The organism is Pseudomonas sp. NPDC085632, assembly GCF_044541255.1.
In the GTDB taxonomy this organism is placed as follows: domain Bacteria; phylum Pseudomonadota; class Gammaproteobacteria; order Pseudomonadales; family Pseudomonadaceae; genus Aquipseudomonas.
Map to the genome: position 1 here is coordinate 75,959 of NZ_JBITSX010000010.1, position 17,285 is coordinate 93,243.

Here is a 17,285-nt window from a genome sequence, read left to right on the forward strand (position 1 = left end):
TTCTTGCAGACACAAAAAAACCGCAGCGATGCGGTTTTTTTGTGGGTGATCGTTCCCACGCTCTGCGTGGGAATGCCTCAATGGACGCTCTGCGTCCGCTTTGGGACGCGGAGCGTCCCGGGCTGCATTCCCACGCGGAGCGTGGGAATGATCTGTGGGTCAGGCGGAAGTTTTCGGGGCCAGGCCATCGGCCCGGAACATGCCGCGAATCCCGCGTACGGCCTGACGAATCCGGTCCTGGTTTTCGATCAGCGCAAAGCGCACGTGATCGTCGCCATACTCACCAAACCCCACACCCGGCGAGACGCACACCTTGGCTTCGGCCAGCAGTTTCTTGGCGAATTCCAGCGAACCCAGATGCGCGTACTGCTCAGGAATCTTCGCCCAGACATACATCGACGCCTTCGGATTTTCGACCATCCAGCCCAGTTCGTGCAGGCCTTTCACCAACACATTACGCCGCTGGCGATACTGCTCGGCGATGTCGCGCACGCATTGCTGATCGCCTTCCAGCGCAGCAATCGCCGCCACTTGCAACGGGGTAAAGGTGCCGTAGTCGTGGTAGCTCTTGATCCGCGCGAGGGCGTTGACCAGTTCCGGATTACCGACCATGAAACCGATGCGCCAGCCGGCCATGTTGTAGCTCTTGGACAGAGTGAAAAACTCCACCGCGATGTCCTTGGCGCCCGGCACCTGCATGATCGACGGGGCTTTCCAGCCGTCGTAGACGATGTCGGCGTAAGCCAGATCGTGAATCACCAGCACGTCGTACTGCTTGGCGAGGGCGATCACCCGTTCGAAGAAGTCCAGCTCCACGCACTGCGCAGTCGGGTTCGACGGGAAGCCGAGAATCATCATTTTCGGCTTCGGGATCGAGCCACGAATCGCTCGTTCCAGCTCATCGAAGAAGTCCACGCCCGGCACCAGCGGTACCGAACGCACCTGGGCGCCGGCAATCACCGCCCCGTAGATGTGAATCGGGTAGCTCGGGTTCGGCACCAAAACGGTGTCGCCCTGGTCCAGGGTCGCCAGCATCAAATGCGCCAGGCCTTCCTTGGAACCGATGGTGACAATGGCTTCGCTTTCCGGGTCGATATCGACCGCGTAGCGATCCTTGTACCAGTTGGAAATCGCCCGGCGCAGGCGCGGAATGCCCTTGGACGTCGAGTAACCGTGGGTGTCTTCGCGTTGGGCAACTTGTACGAGTTTTTCAACAATGTGCGGCGGCGTGGCCCCGTCGGGGTTGCCCATGCTCAAGTCGATGATGTCTTCACCACGACGCCTGGCGGCCATCTTCAGCTCGGCGGTGATGTTGAAAACGTAAGGGGGGAGTCGATCTATGCGCGCAAAGCGGCGCGGCGAACCTTGTTCAGCCATTGTTGCCTCGGATAACGTAAGCGCCCGGAACCGTCCGAGCGACGCTGGTCACTGCGGTGACCTGTGGCGGAAGATAAGGTCAGTGATGGCATACTGTCCAGCCCGTTTGTAAACAATTTTGTCCCAAGGAAATCGGTAGATGGAATTCACCAGCGGCTTCTTGCTGAGCCTTTCGCTGTGCCTGGATATCGGCGTGGCCAACATCGCGATGATCACGCTGGCGATGCAACGCGGTTACTTTCAGGGCTTTGCGCTGGGCCTCGGCACCTGTGTCGGCGACCTGATTTACGCGGTGCTGGCGCTGGCCGGGATGACGGTTTTGCTGCAATACGAAACTGTCCGCTGGGTGCTGTGGATCGGTGGTTCGGCGCTGCTGATCTACTTTGCGGCGAAGATGATTTACTCGGCGATCCATCACGAAGCCTTGCTGGCCGAGACGGCGGAAGTGGGGCGCAACTCCCATCGCAAGGAATTCTTCCGGGGGATTTTTCTCGCCATGTCGTCGCCAAGCGCGATTCTCTGGTTTGCCGCTGTTGGCGGCACGTTGATCGCTCGTTCCGGCGGTGGCGGCCCGGTCAGTTCTGCGCTGTTCCTTGGCGGTTTCCTCTGCGCCGGGCTGCTGTGGTCTGCGGGTTTATGCTTTGCCGCGAGCCACGGTGGCAAGCTGCTGGGTGATAAGCTGTTGCGCTATTCCTATATGGCATCTGCAGCGATCTTCTGTTATTTCGCGGTCTACGTGATCGTATCCGGCTATAACGAGTTTGTCGGTTCGGGCGCCGTCGAGCAGTTGCATTCGCTGTAAGCGTGCGAATTGGATTGGGCTTTCTATACTCCCAGCCGAACCCTTTTTTTGTTCCAGGAGTCGAGTCATGGATGAGCAAACACGCGTCGAAGTGGCTGAACCTCGCTTCGAACATGGACACTTCCTGCTGATTGCAGGCTTTCGCGGTCGATTTACTCAAGACACAGCCAAAGACATCCCGGCGCTGTGGGAAAAGTTCTTGCCGCACCTGGGAAAGATCCAGGGGCAAAAGAACGAAGTGACCTACGGTGTTTGCAGCAATTTCGACGGCAAGGGTGGCTTCGATTACATCGCCGGGGTGGAAATCAGCAAGCTCGATGACCTCGACCAGAAGGTTTATCAGTGGGTGGAAGTGCTGCCCCGGCAGTACGCGGTGTTTGAGCACAAGGGACCGCTCGATCAGTTGCCGCAAACCCTGCAATACATCTACAAGACCTGGCTGCCGAGCTCTCATTACGTGGAGCTCAACGCCCCGGAACTGGAGCGCTACAGCGCCGATTTCAATCCGCGGCTGCACACCGGCAAACTGGAAATCTGCGTACCGGTCGATACCAAGGCCTGAGCCGACAACCATGAGGCGGATCAATGATCCGCCTCATGGTTTTCAACCGCGTTTACCCTTGGCCAACCGTCGCGCCCGCAACAGGTCGATGCCGAGAGTGATAAAGCCGAAAGTACTGATGCCCAACACCATCAACAGGCCGATTTCAACGCTGCTCATAAACGGTTTCCCCCAAGGGTGATCAGAGACACACCTGAGAAATAGCCCGCCGCGAACACGAAGAAAAGCACTTATACGCAGGCTTTACGCCGCCCATGCGCATCGATATGCAGGCCTTATTCCTTTATGCTTTCGGCACTTTCTTCTGCTGATTTCCGAGCCGCCATGAACACCGTCATCCGCAACGTCACCGCCACCGACCTGGACCGCTGCTACGCCATCGAAACCGTTGCCTACGAAGGCGACGAAGCGGCCACCCGCGAGAAAATCGCCACGCGCATCGCCACCTGGCCGGAAGGTTTTATCGTTGCCGAGGTGGATGGCGTGGTAGCGGGTTTCGTCAACTCGGGCGCGGCGTTTGACGTGCAGATGTCCGACGAGGCGTTCAAGGAACTGATCGGCCACGACCCGCAAGGGCCGAACGTGGTGATCATGTCGGTGGTGGTGCACCCGGATTATCAGGGGCAGGGCTTGGCCAAGCGCTTGATGGGCGAGTTCATCGAGCGTATGCGCGGGATGGATAAAGCGACGATTCATTTGATGTGCAAGGAACAGCATATTCCGTTGTATGCCGGGTTTGGCTTTGCCTACATCAAACCGTCGGAGTCGGATCACGGCGGGATGGCGTGGCACGAGATGATCCTCACACTCTGACCCAACACTGATCAAAACTGTGGGAGCGAGCCTGCTCGCGATAGCGGAGTGTCAGTCAACATTGATTTAACTGGTAACCCGCTATCGCGAGCAGGCTCACTCCTCCAGGGGACCGTGTTGAGTCAGTAAAGCGTGTCGCTCACACATTTTGGCGCTTCGCGCTCGTAGCTGTCGGCGTCGATCAGCTCGTCGTTAGAAACGTTCGTTGCTTTCTACTCCCTACGAAGAATGCTCTGGACTGCAGTCACCGCCTTATCGAGAACGGCTTCCTCACTTAGGTCGGTTGTATCGATTCTTATCCAGTTCACTAGACCGCAGCGCTCATAACTGGATCTAACTCGATTCTGATAGTCAATGAAGCCCTTCTGGGGATCTGCATTGGCGCCATCATAGGCTCCACTCTCGCTAAGGCGAAATGATCCTTTTCTCTGTGCTGCCAGTGCCGGATCAACATCTAAAAAAATTATGAAGTCAGGTTTTCTGATTGTTGAGAACATTGTCAACGCATCCTCAGCCAAATCAGTACTCTTCAGCAAGAAGCGCGCCAGGTATTTATAATGCCAACCATCGGCGATGCAACTTGCGCCAGAATTGATTAAAGGTTTTATAGCCGCATGATCTGTGGCGTGAAACCACGCTGTTATGAGGCTCATCCAGTGTTTGTCACCTAATTGTTCCAGAGGAGCGTTGTCCGGATAATCCCATAAGACTTCACGTAGCCGAGACATATGAAACTCTGTATAGCCTGTAGGCACTGGAGGGCGGTTTTTGTCTATATAGTGCAGTGCAGAATGGGATTCAAGAATTCTGTCATAAGTCGCTCGCGCAACCGTTGATTTTCCTGCACCATCGGTACCTTCGAATGCAATAAATACTCCTTTGTTCAAAGAATAATTCATGCAAAACCTCCTAAATACGCTTCAGTATCTAAAGAGTTTCTTCCACTTCCTTCTATTAACGGTTTAAAGCCTTCTCTATGATAAATTTCTGACATTTTTTTACCGAGTGTACTTAGGAAGTCAACGGAAGGACGCGCTTTTGTAGAGTAGTATGAGCCTGCATCGGGGTGGAATACTGCAACCGCGGGCACCACTCCCATATTTCCGAAATATTCGATTCCTTCAATGATTGACTCTAAAGGTTCCATGCCTGCCACAAAGCCTGCGTATACATTTCCGCGACCAAGAACTTCGACAGCGGCTTCAAACGCAGAGAGGAAGCGTGCTCTTGTGTAATCCTGTGATTTTCCAGGGCAAACTTCAGAAAACAAATCTGCATTGAATACTTCCAGGCTCATGGATAAATTATTGCCCAGTCCTTTGAATCGCTCGAATAGCCGGAAATCTTTGGGTGGCATCGAAATTAAGTGGTATTCGAGTTTGCTTGCAGTGTTTCTCTCTTTAACTCGCTCCATTAAGTCTAAATGCATTGAGTAGCCTTTATCATAGTCCCGGATCGTGCCGCCATTAAACAGTACTCTCTTGTAACGTCCACTCTCGACTTCAGTGGCTATCTCTACTGCTTCTCCTGCCAAATCACCTTTGATACGCATTTTGTGATCGGAAAGGTTTTCTCTGGCAGCGCCCAGAGAGCAGAATTTGCACTCTCGGCCATTATTGAAGTAGTAACAGTGGCCAGGTGAGAATACTCCGAGGGTGGAGTTTCCATAGACGGTTAAATGTGTTTCGAATAACTCGCCGTTGCTTAGATGTTTTCCATAAGCCGTCGGTCTAGTGGGGAACGTGATTTTTATAATTTTACTTCCATGCCTTAATGCAGGATATCCTTGTGCTAAGACGACTTGGTACGCTGAGTTAGGGTTGTAATTAGCGGCTGCGATGATTTGTCCATCTAGAATTATTTCCTGCGGTGTGTGGGTGTTTGATTCAAGTATTACACTATCACCTGTACCATATGCTCGTCTTTTTTCAATGTGAGTCGATTGATTCTGAAAGTAATCTAGGAATTCTTTAGAGAAATTAACACCATTAGACAATAATTCGAGTTTTAGGGCGACTGTTTCGAATAGCATGATTCGTCTCCAGTTCAGTATGTTATAAAAGTAATCGTATAAGTTCTTTCGTGGATAGGGCTATTAACGTTCCGGTGTCCGATAGCGATGTTTGTGAAGGGGGGAGACTGTTTCTGATACCACCTTTGTCGTCGAATAATGCGCCACCCGCCTCTCTGAGTATCAACTCTGCTGCGGCAATATCACAACTCCGTTCGTGTCCGGGTGCGCCTACGTCAATAAAAGCATCAAGTACCCCGGCAGCAATAAGACAGATTTCCAGTGAGGAACAGGAATAAATTCGAACCTTCGCCGCGGACCATATTACTTTTTCAATTCTGGATCTCTCCTGAACGTTTTTGGGGCGATGTAAAGAAACTCTCATATCTGTTAGAGAGTGGGTGGTGCGTGTTTTAAGTCTTTTAACAATTATCGAGGATTGCAGATACGCTCCCTCGTTTAATGCTGCCGTGTACACTAAATCTCTTGATATGTCATACACCCATCCAAAAATATATGCGCCTTTGTGATAAAGCGCCACACTTGATGTGTAGCCAGGGAAGCCAAGGACTGCGTTGTGCGTGGCGTCTAATGGGTCAATAAGAAGTGAGAACTCTTCGCTTTCATCGGAGCTGCTGAAGTTGTCAGTTTCTTCCGAGTATATTGTGATCTTGAAACTGATATTTGAAAGGCATTCAAATAATATAGATTGGCAATCTAAGTCTGATTGTGTTTGGGCGTTTATCCACTTGTCTTGTGGTATGTCGTAGTCAGGTAAGCATGCGAGCGTTCCAGCCCAATAACGACGTAGTTGCTTCCTAGCCTTGTAGAGACATTCTTCCAGTTCAGAAACGTGTTCATCTCTGAATAAAGCTCTCATGTTGATTGCTCGGATATGAGTTGTGTGTGCCAGGTTTCTCTGTTCAGGCGTGATGCGTAGAGTCTCACTTCAAATAGTTTTCCTGCGTAAACGGCGTAATCCGCGCTCATGAATGCGCTAAATGTTTTCGGGAACAATGCGAGAGTTCTAACCTCAGCTCTATAACCTATTTTTTTTCTAATCATATTCCCAGCTTGCCTAAGGCTACCGCCTGTATATGACTTGTCTATAATCAACCAAGGCTCATTTGTTATTTCTTTGTCAGGGAAAATATCCAAAAACTCACTATCGCGTGTCAGTAAATTTGCATCGTTTTGTCGATGAATTTCTGAAAAGAATATCTTTTCATCTCCAGTTGCTGCGAGATAACCTAGAGCAATAGGTAGTCCAGCTGATAATAAAAATAGTTTGTTCTTGGATAGTGTTTTGATCTTATGCCAGATTGGATGGTCTTCGTAAATATATCGGGTGTTCAACGTAATGCAGCTGTCCCAATGCTCGTGTGATATGTAGGCACTGTAAAATGCGCAGAAGCGGTTGTGAAAGTTAATGGTGTTATCATTGGTATCTATGAGTAATCTGTTTTTCGATATACCACGCTTCGTTGATTGGGTGTGTGAGGATCTTTTCTGTTTCATCAATTTCGGTAGGATTTTTTCGATTAACTCATTTTTAAAATCGAGGAGCTTTTGCTTACTTGGCCCAGAAATAGCTATTTCCGGTGATAGGCCATCGCCTAATATTTTGCGCATGCCTTCAAATTTTGATTGATTAATGGCTGAGTTGATTTGATACCAGGTTTTCACTATTTGTAAATCAGACATGTAGTTAAAAATCGGCTCGAGATTGCTCAAGTCACATATCATTACCTCGGGGTGGCGTAGTTCGAATAAAGCACGTTGAAGATGACACCCATTAAGTAATGCGTTGCGGTATGCGTAATAGTCGGTAGTTTGTAATCCACTCAATGTTCGCCAGGCATGATGCTCGCTAATTATCGTTGTCAAAGTTGACTGCTGATGTTTTGTGTTGATAAATGAGGAGGTCTGTCTCATTGGTCGATTCTCGCAAAACTAATTAGGAAAGGTCAGCGCTGTTTTATTCGGTGTAGGTTCTCTTCAATGCAGAGAGTTTTAGATGCGTATTTTAATGTGCACCTTAATCTCCAGAGTAAAAGCAACATTAAAGTAAATGAGCATAGTACTAATGCCAGGAATATTGAGCGCACGTTGTGCTCGTAGAGTAATAATAGGGTTGCTGAAGAAAGCACACCAAAAATGTTTAGTGTCAGTATTGTCATTATTGTGGGTATCCAAAAGTCGTTCATACTTCTTAAAGTCAATCTGGCGACAACGAAGATGAACTCAAATACTAAAAAGGGTATTGAGATAATGATGTTGTTTTCTATGAGAATCCTCGTCGCTGTGTCGGATGTGTAGATTAGAGCGATACGTTCACTAAAGAAATAAAAAGACACTAGGATGGGTGCCAGTACGAGTAATCCGAGTCCGATAGACAATAGGAACGTTTTTGAGATTGCTTGGATATTCTTCGTAATGTAATGGCGTGCTGTAATTATTCCTGCGGCATTTCCTATTCCTATAGAAATCATATATATGATACTGGCTGCATGGATAGAAGCTTGGTATGCAGAAAGGCTGATGTCATTTATATGTTTTGATATCAGGGAAAGTAAAAAGAAAAGGAGGCTTTCGCTGCCTAAGCACAGTGCCATAGGGAAGCCGTTAATCGTGTACTTTATATAGTCATCTCTTGATATATTGAGGCGGGGAGAGCTTTTAAAGAGTCTGTTTGTTGTTGTTCTGAAAAAGATCAGCGCTGCACATGAGAACACATAACGCAGGCAAACGTATGTGATGATGAAATCGTATAGATTTATACTTGACTCTATGTTCATGAGTGCAAAACATGTCAGTGCGAGTGCGCTATTTAATAGCCAAGTGTAAGTGAGTTCGTATTGCGTTTTTCTGATGCCATTATAGACGTTGAAAATGGTGGTTTGTAGGAAAACGGCAGGCAGCGAAATCGAAAGTGTTAAAAGTACTTTGAAGTCTTCCAGGTTGTTGGGGTCGGTATCCAGTTCTAAAAAAATTTTACCTGCTAGAAATATCGTGACCGGAACTAATAGCCCATAAAAAATTGCAAGATTAAATGATGTGGTTATTTCGGAGTTTATGCTGGTGGTGCTTAAGTTGTTTGCGCCTGCAACGGTTACTAATGTTTTTGAAAAGAAACCGATCCCGACAACGGTCAAAAAAGATATTGAAGCCAAAGCGAATGACGCTGCACTCAGAGAGTCGACAATGTGATGGCCGATAAATGAGAAGAAAATCAGTGACCCTATCATATCTCCCAATCTCGAAAGCATCAGTGGTACAGATAATTTAAGTACTTCCATAGTGTGGGTCGCTTGTGGCGTTTCGGGAGGGGATTAGTCCCATTCTTTAAGTAATGTCGTTAATGGAGGAGTCTGGGAAGCAGCAAAATACTTTTTCCTAAAGTAGTACTCGCACACAGATGTTTTATGTTTGGTTTGCTTGCGTTCATTGAATTCATTATCAAGCGCGGCAAGGGAGGTTTCTCTCGTTGGATAGATATCTATTGTTTTTAGAAGGCCTTCAATCGCGAGGAATACCAAGTCCATGTAGTCCAAAATCTCTTGTATGTAAGATCTGCATTCTGTTTCCGTAGTTGCTCCTTGCCTGGCTAAATCGAAAAACTTATTTTTGATGGCGTCGAACCCTTCAATTCGATACATATTTGAATATATCCACTTGTAATGCTTGTTCGAGGTGCCAGTGAGGTAGGTGAAACTCATGGATGTTTTTAGCATCATGTCCCTGGCTATCTCACAGCCCATCCATAGATTTCCTGACTGCCAGCAACCTTGAATATCCTGAAATGCGTAAAAAACTGGAAGCTTTTCGCGATGTGCAATGTAGATATGTTTTTTCAGAGGGATTTGTGCTCTTATTGAATCAAATTTTTCTTCGTTGGTAATTGCATGCCCAATAATAGAGCGGTGAACGATGTTGTTCTCTGTATTTGTGAGTACAGGGTCATATAGAAATCGTTGGTCCGAAATCACTTCATCAAATGCTTTGTTGATTTTTTTATATATATCTTCAATTTCTGAGAAGGTGATGTAGTCAGCGTCGATGTGGATGCTCGTATCGCCGTAGAAGTCGGTTGTGTTGTGAACTTTTTCGTTTTTTGTAATATGGCGATAATTCTCGTCAGTGACAAATGCGTGTTCGATATCTTTAATGTTGCAAGCTTTGGGGTGTTCGTCGCAGAGTATAATGCAGTCAATGTCGGAGTGAATTGTTCCGATGCCCTCAATTAAAGATCCGGAAATAATCAGGATGCTTGTCGGTTCTAAAAATGCTTTCTCTCGGAGATAGCTTTTCGGGATTGAGATTATTCCGTCCAATATGATTATTTCATTGGGCGTGATTTTTGATTTGGCGGTTTTTATTAGAGTGTCTATCATGTTGTTCTCTTTACTATAAAAAACGAGTGGTGCAGTGATTTAAGTGTCCGTTTATATGTTGAAGGCCGATGTTCGAATATATATAGGCTGTTGAGTAATTAATAAAATTTGCTCATAGCTAAAACCTAGATTGTTTGACAGCGAGGCGTCAATATCCAGGATGAAAATCAGAATTTACTTACAGGGTTTTTTCTGTTTTAAATGATTTGAGATTTGTTCATGGGATAACTCTTACAGGATGATTTAGTCCTGTAAGAGAACATGAGATCTTTTTTCAGTAGAGGCTTTCGCGCACCCGCGTCGGTGCTTCGCGGTCGTAGGTCTCGGCATCGAACTGGCCATCATTCAGGCGCTTGTGGAAGGCGCCAGCAGAGGGCAGGGCCGAGCGCGGCAAGTGCGTTTCCGGGTTCCACGCATCCGAGCGTACAAACGCTTTTGAACAATGAAAAAACGCCGCTTCCACCGTCACCAGCAACACCGTTTTCGCCGGTTTGCCATTCACCGCAAAGCTTTCCAGCAACTGCGGCTCCGCGCTGATCGTCGCCGTGCCATTAACCCGCAACGTTTCACCAATCCCCGGAATGATGAACAGCAGCGACACCCGCGAATCCTGCAGCACATTGCGCAAGGTATCGATGCGGTTGTTGCCCGGGCGATCCGGCAGGGCCAGGGTGTTTTGATCAATGATCCGCACAAACCCGGCTTTGTCACCCCGCGGTGAATTGTCGAGGCCATCGGCGCCCACCGAGCTGACAATCACCAGCGGCGAAACCCGCACCATCGCCTGATAATCCTCGTTGAGAAAACCGATCTTCTTGCGCACCGCGCGCTCGTGGGGCAGTCCGTAAATCGCTTCCAGCGCTTCGATTGAATCGATCATCCTTGCTCTCCCACTCACTTAGAAAAACAGCCCCATGCGCCGTTCGTAACCGATCCGGCCCTTGTACGCTTCGCCGCTGTCGACATAGCCGTGTTTGGCATACAGCGCGATGGCTGCGTCGTTATCCGCGTCCACCGACAATTCCAGCCCTTTGATCTCCGGCCAGGCCTGACGCGCGACTTCGGGCAACGCTTGCAGACACGCCTTGCCGAAACCTTTGCCCTGCGCCCGGTGATCAACCTGCAACGCATGCAATGTTGCACTGTGCTCATTGGCCCAGGCTGGCAACACCGGCGGGCGCTTGAGCAGCAGAAACGCCACCGGTACCTCATCCGCCAACAGCGCGAAACCTTTCACGCCGGGGCCGGGTTTCGACAGCAGGGTGTGCAAGGCCCCGTGGATATCGCCGGAAAATTTGATCTGCTCGGCATGGATTTCAATCGCCTCGACTTGCTGACGCTGCAAGGCGTTCAGGCTGTCGTACGGCACGAGTTGGGCTGACACGGGAATTTCCTTTTTCCTACAAAGATGAGCCTCGGATTCTAGCGATTTTGGCTTGAGTGGAAATTTTTTGTTTCGACTGTCGATCTGCCGACTCTCCAAGCGACTAAGGGTGTCTTCACAACAAAAACCACGGAGAACACCATGAGCGCACAAGCTGAAATCCAGACACTGATCAACACCTACCGCGAAGCCGTCATGACCAAGGACGTGGAGAAAGTCATGGCGTTGTACGCCGACGACATCGTCTCCTTCGACGCGATCAAGGCCCTGCAATTCAAGGGCAAACCGGCCTACCGCGAGCACTGGGTGGCGTGCATGGAAATGTGTCCCGGCCCGCACGTCTTCGAATTTCACGAAATCGCCATCGAAAGCGCTGACAACATCGCTTTCGCGCACTGGGTTGCCAATTGCGGCGGCACCAACGACAAGGGCGAAACCCAGAGCTGCTGGATGCGCGTCACCGCCTGCTATCGGCAGATCGGCGGGGCGTGGAAAATCGCCCACGAACACTGGTCGGCACCGTTCGATCCGATGAGCGGCGCGACCCTGTTCGATGTGACTCCCTGATCTTCAGCCATAGTTGATCCGTCCGATTCAGGAGAACGCCATGAAGTACTTATGCCTGGTCTACAGCGATGAACGCTTGCTGCATTCGTCCCCCGACAGTCCGGAAGACGCCGAGTGCTGGGCTTATGCCGAGTCGATTCAGGGCAGCGGCCGGATGGTTGCCGCCGAGGCGCTGGAGTCGGTGCAGACCGCCACCACGGTGCGCATGCGTAACGGCAAGTTGTCGATCACCGACGGCCCGTTCGCTGAAACCAAGGAGCAATTGGCCGGTTTCTACCTGATTGACGCCAAGGATCTCAACGAGGCGATTCAGGTCGCCGGCAACATTCCGGCGGCTCGGGTTGGCAGCGTCGAAGTACGGCCGGTGCGGCAGTTGAATGTCTGAGGTTCGGGCGCGGGTCGAGCAGGTCTATCGCGAAGACTCGCGGCGGATACTGGCGACACTGATTCGCTTGCTGGGGGATTTCGACCTCGCCGAAGAAGCCTTGCACGAGGCGTTCTTCGTCGCGGTCGAGCGCTGGCAACGCGACGGCGTGCCGGACAATCCGCGCACCTGGCTGGTGTCGACCGGGCGCTTCAAGGCAATCGACGTGTTGCGCCGCCGCGCGCGGTTCAAGGCCTCGCAGCCAATGTTATTGGCGCAACTGGAGGAACTCGAACAGGCCGACTGGAGTGGCGAAGACGTGGAAGACGATCGTCTGCGGCTGATCTTCACCTGTTGTCACCCGGCGCTGGCGGCGGATGCGCAAGTGCCGTTGACGCTGCGTGAGGTCTGCGACCTGACCACCGAGGAAATCGCTCGTGCGTTTCTCTCGGCACCGGCGGCGATTGCCCAGCGCATCGTGCGCGCAAAAGCCAAGATCCGTGACGCGAAAATCCCTTATCAAGTACCGAGCCTGAGCGAACTGCCCGAGCGCCTCGACAGCGTGTTGCGGGTGATTTATCTGGTGTTCAACGAGGGGTATTCGGCGTCGGTCGGCGCCGAGTTGACCCGTGAAGAGCTGACCCGTGAGGCGATCAGGCTGGGGCGGTTATTGATGGAGTTGCTGCCGGAACCGGAGGTGATGGGGCTGCTGGCGATGATGTTGCTGCATGAATCGCGACGGGCGGCGCGCACCTCGCCGGACGGCGAATTGATCTTGCTCGACGATCAGGATCGATCATTGTGGGACAGCGAGTTGATCACTGAGGGTTGTGCGCTGGTCGAGCGTGCGCTGACTACGCGGCGGTTTGGGCCATATTGTTTGCAGGCGGCGATTGCGGCGGTGCATGCCGAGGCGCCGACGGCGGCGGAAACGGATTGGGAGCAGATCGTTGGTTTGTATGACGTGCTGTTGCGCGCGGTGCCTTCGCCGGTGATCGAGTTGAACCGGGCGGTGGCGGTGGCCAAGCGTGATGGGGTGTTGGCGGGGTTGAATCTGATTGAAGGGATTCTTGATCGCGGCGAATTGCAGGATTACCACTTGGCGCATTCGGCGCGGGCGGAGTTTTGTCGGCAGTTGGGTCGGGTGGAGGAGGCGCGGGCGGCGTATTTGCGCGCCTTGGAGCTGACCCGGCAAGAGCCGGAGCGGCGCTTTATTGAAGGGCGGCTTTCGGCGCTGGAATTGCCCTCACCCTAGCCCTCTCCCAGGGGGAGAGGGGACTGATTGGGGGATATTGGAGAATTTCACCGACTTGAAAGCTCAGTCGGGAATCCATGATCGAACCAAATTTCACGACCCTATATACCGCAGCAATCAATCTATAATCGACTCGGTTTTTCAGGTCGATGTACGACGCAAGACACCTCGGTCGGCTCCCTCTCCCACCGGGAGAGGGCTGGGGTGAGGGGCTTTTGAGCTCATATCCATTGAATCCATAATCGACTCGGTCTTTCAGGTCGATGTCTGACGCAAGACACCTCGGTCGGCCCCCTCTCCCACCGGGAGAGGGCTGGGGTGAGGGGCTTTTGAGCTCATATCCAATGAATCCATAATCGACTCGGTCTTTCAGGTCGATGTCTGACGCAAGACACCTCGGTCGGCTCCCTCTCCCACCGGGAGAGGGCTGGGGTGAGGGGCTTTTGACTTCTGGCTTGCCAGCGATCAGCAGCGCCGCTATTCCAGCATCTTGCTCAACAACCAGCTCCCCGCCGGCCCCGGCGGATACAGCCGCGACCACAAGGCATCGACAAACACCGGTTTCGGCCAGCCGCGCACCTTCAGTTCCACCAGCCATTCATTGCCATAACGCTGCGCCAGCCAACGCGGCAATGGCGCCCAGCCGAAACCTTTCTCTGCCATTTCCAGCAGCATCAGATAACTCGGCGCGGACCACACGCGGCCTTTGCCACGGCTGTCATACGGATTGACGATGGTCGCCAGACGCAATTCGCGATGCTGCTCCAGGATCTGCTGATCAATGTGATCAAGCTTGGCCAGTGCATGGTCGCGATTGACGAACAGGGCGATTTCCGTGCGTTCGGCCACCGTCGAAGTCGCCAGATCCGCTGGATAGTTCTCTTGCATTTCGGCGAACGCCAGATGCGCGCGACCACGCTGCACCAGTTCGATCAGGTCATCGCATTCGGCGATCAGGCATTCCAGCTCCAGATCCGGATAACGCTGCTCAAACCCGACCAACGCCGCTTCAAAACGGTACGACTGATAGGTATCGGAAATCGCCACGGTCAGCTTTGGCTCGACGCCTTGGGACAACTGCCGCGCGGTCATTTCCAGGCGACTGCTGGCCGCCAGAATTGCCTCGGCGCGTTGCAGCATCACATGCCCGGCCGGGGTCAGCGTCGGTTTGCGGCTGCTGCGATCAAACAGCTGCAGATCCAGATCAATCTCCAGGCTGGCCACAGCCGCGCTGATGGTCGACTGACTGCGCCCGAGCTTGCGCGCCGCTGCCGAAAACGAGCCTTGCGTGGCGGCCTGAACAAATGCCAGCAGTACTTCCTGCGAGATCATCAACTATCGCCTTGATCGATGGTTATTGATTATGAAGTATCGGTATCAAGATAGATCATGGCAACCATCTTCACTCAAGGAGTCAGGCCATGACTGCCCACAAATCCATCACTGAACGTATTTTCCAGGCCATCGGTTTCGAACTGCTGGCGATTCTGATCTGCACCCCGTTGCTGGCGTGGATCATGCAGAAACCGATGCTTGAAATGGGCGCGGTGACAGTATTGATCGCCATGCTGGCGCTGGGTTGGAACGTGGTGTTCAACCGCTTCTTCGATCGCCTGCTGGCGCGTATGAACGTTGCGCACAACGCCTGGGTAAGGGTGGTGCACGCGCTGCTGTTCGAGGGTGGTTTGATCGTGATGGGTGTGCCACTCATTGCCTGGTGGCTGTCGGTCAGCCTGTGGCAGGCGTTTTTGCTCGACATCGGCGTGCTGCTGTTTTTCCTGCCGTACACCTACGTGTATCACTGGGCGTACGACGTGCTGCGCGAACGCTTCATGACACGCCGCGTTTGCCAAGGCTAACCCGATCCCCGTGTAGGAGCTGCCGAAGGCTGCGATCTTTTGATCTTGCTTTATAAGGGCAAAATCAAAAGATCGCAGCCTTCGGCAGCTCCTACAGGGGTAGGTGCTTTCAGTGAAGTCAGAGGAACATGCCGCCAGAGGCTTCAACCCGTTGGCCGTTGATCCACTGCGCCCCCGGCGACAGCAACAACGCCAGCGCCCCGCCAATATCATCCGGCTGACCGGCGCGGCCCAGCGCAGTGTTGTCGGCGACCATCGCATTCACCGCGGCATTGTCGCGAACAGTCCCACCACCAAAGTCGGTTTCGATGGCACCGGGCGCCAAGGTATTCACGGCAATCTGCCGCGCGCCCAGCTCTTTCGCCTGATAACGGGTGAGCACTTCAATCGCGCCTTTCATCGCCGCATAAGCGCTGGCACCGGGGATGGTGAAACGCGCGAGGCCGCTGGAGATGTTGATGATCCGGCCGCCGTCGTTAATCAGTGGCAGCAGTTGCTGAGTCAGGAAGAACGGCCCTTTGAAATGCACGTTCATCAGCATGTCGAATTGCTCCACGGTGGTCTCGGCGAAGCTGACATGCAGGCCGACTCCGGCGTTGTTGATCAGGAAATCAAAGCGCTGGCGATCGAAGGTCTGCTGCAACGCTTGCTCAACCCGAGTGCCGAAATCGGCAAAGCTGTCGCTGCGGCCAACGTCCAGTTGCAGCATCACGGCTTTGCCGCCGAGTGCTTGCACTTCGGTCACCAGCGCCTGAGCCTCATCGGCGCGGCTGTGGTAAGTACCGATGATGTCGACGCCTTGAGCGGCAAGGTGCAGGGCGGCGTTTTTGCCCAGGCCACGACTGGCGCCGGTGATCAATGCGATTTTGCGATTCATGGGACTTCCTCGATTGCGGTAAGAGGTGGTGATGAGACTCAGTTTATTTGTCCGCCAAGAGGTGATAAACAGGCTGTAATCGGAATCACTGATCGGCTCAGCCGAACAATCGACGGGTGCCTCATGAACAAACTGGAACTGCTGCGCACCTTCGTGCGGGTCAGCGAGTTGTCGAGTTTCACCCTCGCTGGCGAGAACCTCGGTCTGCCGCGTTCAACGGTGTCGGAGCACGTACAGGCACTCGAGGCCCTGCTCGGCACTCGCCTGTTGCAACGCACCACGCGCAAAGTGCAGGCAACTCAGGACGGTCTGGTGCTGTACGAACGCAGCAAGGATCTGCTCTCGCACATGGACGAGATCGAAGGCCTGTTTCGCCAGGACGAGGCGTCGCTGACCGGACGTATTCGTGTCGATATGCCAAACATTCTCGCGCGGCGCCTGGTCATGCCGAGCCTGCCGCAGTTCATGGATCGCCACCCGAATCTGGAACTGGAAATCAGCACCACCGACCGCCGCGTCGACCTGCTCAGCGAGGGTTTCGATTGCGTGGTGCGCATCGGCGCGCAGCCGGATCAATCGGTGGTGGCGCGGCACCTCGGTGATTTCTCTATGGTCAACTGCGCCAGCCCCGCCTACCTCGCGCGTTACGGCGTGCCGCAGACGCTGGAAGATCTCGCGCAGCATCGACTGGTGCATTACGTCGGCGTGCTCGGTTCGCGTTCGGAAGGGTTTGTGTACGAGGAGGGTGGTCAGGTGAAACGCTTGCCGATGGCCGGCAGCATTACAGTCAATAGCACCGATGCTTACGAGTCGGCGTGCCTTGGCGGCTTCGGTCTGACCCAAGTGCCGAGAACAGGGCTGCAGCCGCATCTGGACAACGGCGAACTGGTGACAGTGTTGCCGCAATTCACCGCGCCGGCGATGGGTATTTCATTGTTGTATGCCAGGCAGCGACACCTACCTTTGCGAGTGCGCGTGTTCATGGATTGGCTCGGCGATCTGATTCGCTCAGCGCTCTAA

General features: G+C 52.5%; 19 protein-coding genes. 8 read left to right on the forward strand and 11 right to left on the reverse strand.

What is annotated here, in order from left to right; genetic code table 11:
* Positions 1-159 precede the first annotated feature (159 nt).
* Entirely contained in the window at positions 160-1,377 is a 1,218-nt protein-coding gene (gene alaC / locus ACIF4X_RS10450) for an alanine transaminase (RefSeq protein ID WP_397482044.1), read from the reverse strand.
* A 139-nt stretch (positions 1,378-1,516) separates the two neighbouring features.
* Here alaC and ACIF4X_RS10455 point away from each other — a divergent pair, with 139 nt between their 5' ends.
* The 3 genes from ACIF4X_RS10455 to ACIF4X_RS10465 all read left to right on the forward strand — a co-directional run bounded on the left by ACIF4X_RS10455 (position 1,517) and on the right by ACIF4X_RS10465 (position 3,554).
* Positions 1,517-2,179, forward strand: coding sequence for a LysE family translocator (locus tag ACIF4X_RS10455; RefSeq protein WP_397482045.1), 663 nt, complete (start codon positions 1,517-1,519; stop codon positions 2,177-2,179).
* 67 nt (positions 2,180-2,246) lie between these two features.
* Positions 2,247-2,741 (forward strand): GyrI-like domain-containing protein, encoded by a 495-nt coding sequence (locus ACIF4X_RS10460; RefSeq protein WP_038362587.1) that lies wholly within the window; start codon positions 2,247-2,249, stop codon positions 2,739-2,741.
* 324 nt (positions 2,742-3,065) lie between these two features.
* Positions 3,066-3,554, forward strand: coding sequence for a GNAT family N-acetyltransferase (locus tag ACIF4X_RS10465; protein ID WP_397482046.1), 489 nt, complete (start codon positions 3,066-3,068; stop codon positions 3,552-3,554).
* A 212-nt stretch (positions 3,555-3,766) separates the two neighbouring features.
* On the opposite strand, the gene ACIF4X_RS10470 is transcribed toward ACIF4X_RS10465, so the two are convergent.
* From ACIF4X_RS10470 to ACIF4X_RS10505, 8 genes are all read right to left on the reverse strand, one after another.
* Positions 3,767-4,453, reverse strand: coding sequence for a dTMP kinase (locus ACIF4X_RS10470; protein ID WP_397482047.1), 687 nt, complete (start codon positions 4,451-4,453; stop codon positions 3,767-3,769).
* Positions 4,450-5,586, reverse strand: coding sequence for a radical SAM protein (locus tag ACIF4X_RS10475; RefSeq protein WP_397482048.1), 1,137 nt, complete (start codon positions 5,584-5,586; stop codon positions 4,450-4,452). Before ACIF4X_RS10475 ends, ACIF4X_RS10470 begins: the two co-directional genes overlap by 4 nt.
* A gap of 22 nt (positions 5,587-5,608) precedes the next feature.
* Positions 5,609-6,445, reverse strand: coding sequence for an inositol monophosphatase family protein (locus ACIF4X_RS10480; RefSeq protein WP_397482049.1), 837 nt, complete (start codon positions 6,443-6,445; stop codon positions 5,609-5,611).
* Positions 6,442-7,299 (reverse strand): hypothetical protein, encoded by an 858-nt coding sequence (locus ACIF4X_RS10485; protein ID WP_397482050.1) that lies wholly within the window; start codon positions 7,297-7,299, stop codon positions 6,442-6,444. Before ACIF4X_RS10485 ends, ACIF4X_RS10480 begins: the two co-directional genes overlap by 4 nt.
* 233 nt (positions 7,300-7,532) lie before the next feature.
* On the reverse strand, positions 7,533-8,864 hold the full coding sequence (locus ACIF4X_RS10490) for an MATE family efflux transporter (protein ID WP_397482051.1): 1,332 nt from the start codon (positions 8,862-8,864) through the stop codon (positions 7,533-7,535).
* Positions 8,865-8,897: 33 nt separating this feature from the next.
* A complete protein-coding gene (locus tag ACIF4X_RS10495) occupies positions 8,898-9,959 on the reverse strand; it encodes a hypothetical protein (protein WP_397482052.1) in 1,062 nt (353 codons plus the stop codon).
* 274 nt (positions 9,960-10,233) lie between these two features.
* Positions 10,234-10,839: a pyridoxamine 5'-phosphate oxidase family protein gene (locus tag ACIF4X_RS10500; RefSeq protein WP_397482053.1), complete on the reverse strand. Its 606-nt coding sequence runs from the start codon at positions 10,837-10,839 to the stop codon at positions 10,234-10,236.
* Between the two features lie 18 nt (positions 10,840-10,857).
* The gene (locus ACIF4X_RS10505; RefSeq protein WP_116029945.1) at positions 10,858-11,343 is read right to left on the reverse strand and encodes an N-acetyltransferase; all 486 of its coding nucleotides are present in this window, start codon (positions 11,341-11,343) and stop codon (positions 10,858-10,860) included.
* Positions 11,344-11,484: 141 nt separating this feature from the next.
* On the opposite strand from ACIF4X_RS10505, the gene ACIF4X_RS10510 reads away from it, so the two are divergent.
* Genes ACIF4X_RS10510 through ACIF4X_RS10520 form a run of 3 tightly spaced genes read left to right on the forward strand, consistent with a single transcriptional unit; the run spans position 11,485 to position 13,529 of the window.
* Complete coding sequence (locus ACIF4X_RS10510; protein WP_397482054.1) at positions 11,485-11,910, forward strand: YybH family protein; 426 nt, start codon at positions 11,485-11,487, stop codon at positions 11,908-11,910.
* A 40-nt stretch (positions 11,911-11,950) separates the two neighbouring features.
* Positions 11,951-12,295: a YciI family protein gene (locus ACIF4X_RS10515; protein ID WP_008081988.1), complete on the forward strand. Its 345-nt coding sequence runs from the start codon at positions 11,951-11,953 to the stop codon at positions 12,293-12,295.
* Positions 12,288-13,529, forward strand: a complete 1,242-nt coding sequence (locus tag ACIF4X_RS10520; protein WP_397482055.1) for an RNA polymerase sigma factor — start codon at positions 12,288-12,290, stop codon at positions 13,527-13,529. Before ACIF4X_RS10515 ends, ACIF4X_RS10520 begins: the two co-directional genes overlap by 8 nt.
* A 477-nt stretch (positions 13,530-14,006) precedes the next feature.
* On the opposite strand, the gene ACIF4X_RS10525 is transcribed toward ACIF4X_RS10520, so the two are convergent.
* Positions 14,007-14,861: a LysR family transcriptional regulator gene (locus ACIF4X_RS10525; protein ID WP_397482056.1), complete on the reverse strand. Its 855-nt coding sequence runs from the start codon at positions 14,859-14,861 to the stop codon at positions 14,007-14,009.
* An 89-nt stretch (positions 14,862-14,950) separates the two neighbouring features.
* Here ACIF4X_RS10525 and ACIF4X_RS10530 point away from each other — a divergent pair, with 89 nt between their 5' ends.
* Positions 14,951-15,388 (forward strand): multidrug/biocide efflux PACE transporter, encoded by a 438-nt coding sequence (locus ACIF4X_RS10530; RefSeq protein ID WP_397482057.1) that lies wholly within the window; start codon positions 14,951-14,953, stop codon positions 15,386-15,388.
* 118 nt (positions 15,389-15,506) lie between these two features.
* Here ACIF4X_RS10530 and ACIF4X_RS10535 read toward each other — a convergent pair whose 3' ends face one another.
* Complete coding sequence (locus tag ACIF4X_RS10535; protein WP_397482058.1) at positions 15,507-16,265, reverse strand: SDR family NAD(P)-dependent oxidoreductase; 759 nt, start codon at positions 16,263-16,265, stop codon at positions 15,507-15,509.
* 123 nt (positions 16,266-16,388) lie between these two features.
* On the opposite strand from ACIF4X_RS10535, the gene ACIF4X_RS10540 reads away from it, so the two are divergent.
* On the forward strand, positions 16,389-17,285 hold the full coding sequence (locus ACIF4X_RS10540) for a LysR family transcriptional regulator (RefSeq protein ID WP_397482059.1): 897 nt from the start codon (positions 16,389-16,391) through the stop codon (positions 17,283-17,285).

Excerpts from the sequence above, each read along its gene's own strand:
- alaC (WP_397482044.1), bottom strand. The coding sequence starts at position 1,377 with ATGGCTGAACAAGGTTCGCCGCGCCGCTTTGCGCGCATAGATCGACTC.
- ACIF4X_RS10455 (WP_397482045.1), top strand. The coding sequence starts at position 1,517 with ATGGAATTCACCAGCGGCTTCTTGCTGAGCCTTTCGCTGTGCCTGGAT.
- ACIF4X_RS10460 (WP_038362587.1), top strand. The coding sequence starts at position 2,247 with ATGGATGAGCAAACACGCGTCGAAGTGGCTGAACCTCGCTTCGAACAT.
- ACIF4X_RS10465 (WP_397482046.1), top strand. The coding sequence starts at position 3,066 with ATGAACACCGTCATCCGCAACGTCACCGCCACCGACCTGGACCGCTGC.
- ACIF4X_RS10470 (WP_397482047.1), bottom strand. The coding sequence starts at position 4,453 with ATGAATTATTCTTTGAACAAAGGAGTATTTATTGCATTCGAAGGTACC.
- ACIF4X_RS10475 (WP_397482048.1), bottom strand. The coding sequence starts at position 5,586 with ATGCTATTCGAAACAGTCGCCCTAAAACTCGAATTATTGTCTAATGGT.
- ACIF4X_RS10480 (WP_397482049.1), bottom strand. The coding sequence starts at position 6,445 with ATGAGAGCTTTATTCAGAGATGAACACGTTTCTGAACTGGAAGAATGT.
- ACIF4X_RS10490 (WP_397482051.1), bottom strand. The coding sequence starts at position 8,864 with ATGGAAGTACTTAAATTATCTGTACCACTGATGCTTTCGAGATTGGGA.
- ACIF4X_RS10495 (WP_397482052.1), bottom strand. The coding sequence starts at position 9,959 with ATGATAGACACTCTAATAAAAACCGCCAAATCAAAAATCACGCCCAAT.
- ACIF4X_RS10500 (WP_397482053.1), bottom strand. The coding sequence starts at position 10,839 with ATGATCGATTCAATCGAAGCGCTGGAAGCGATTTACGGACTGCCCCAC.
- ACIF4X_RS10510 (WP_397482054.1), top strand. The coding sequence starts at position 11,485 with ATGAGCGCACAAGCTGAAATCCAGACACTGATCAACACCTACCGCGAA.
- ACIF4X_RS10515 (WP_008081988.1), top strand. The coding sequence starts at position 11,951 with ATGAAGTACTTATGCCTGGTCTACAGCGATGAACGCTTGCTGCATTCG.
- ACIF4X_RS10520 (WP_397482055.1), top strand. The coding sequence starts at position 12,288 with ATGTCTGAGGTTCGGGCGCGGGTCGAGCAGGTCTATCGCGAAGACTCG.
- ACIF4X_RS10525 (WP_397482056.1), bottom strand. The coding sequence starts at position 14,861 with ATGATCTCGCAGGAAGTACTGCTGGCATTTGTTCAGGCCGCCACGCAA.
- ACIF4X_RS10530 (WP_397482057.1), top strand. The coding sequence starts at position 14,951 with ATGACTGCCCACAAATCCATCACTGAACGTATTTTCCAGGCCATCGGT.
- ACIF4X_RS10535 (WP_397482058.1), bottom strand. The coding sequence starts at position 16,265 with ATGAATCGCAAAATCGCATTGATCACCGGCGCCAGTCGTGGCCTGGGC.
- ACIF4X_RS10540 (WP_397482059.1), top strand. The coding sequence starts at position 16,389 with ATGAACAAACTGGAACTGCTGCGCACCTTCGTGCGGGTCAGCGAGTTG.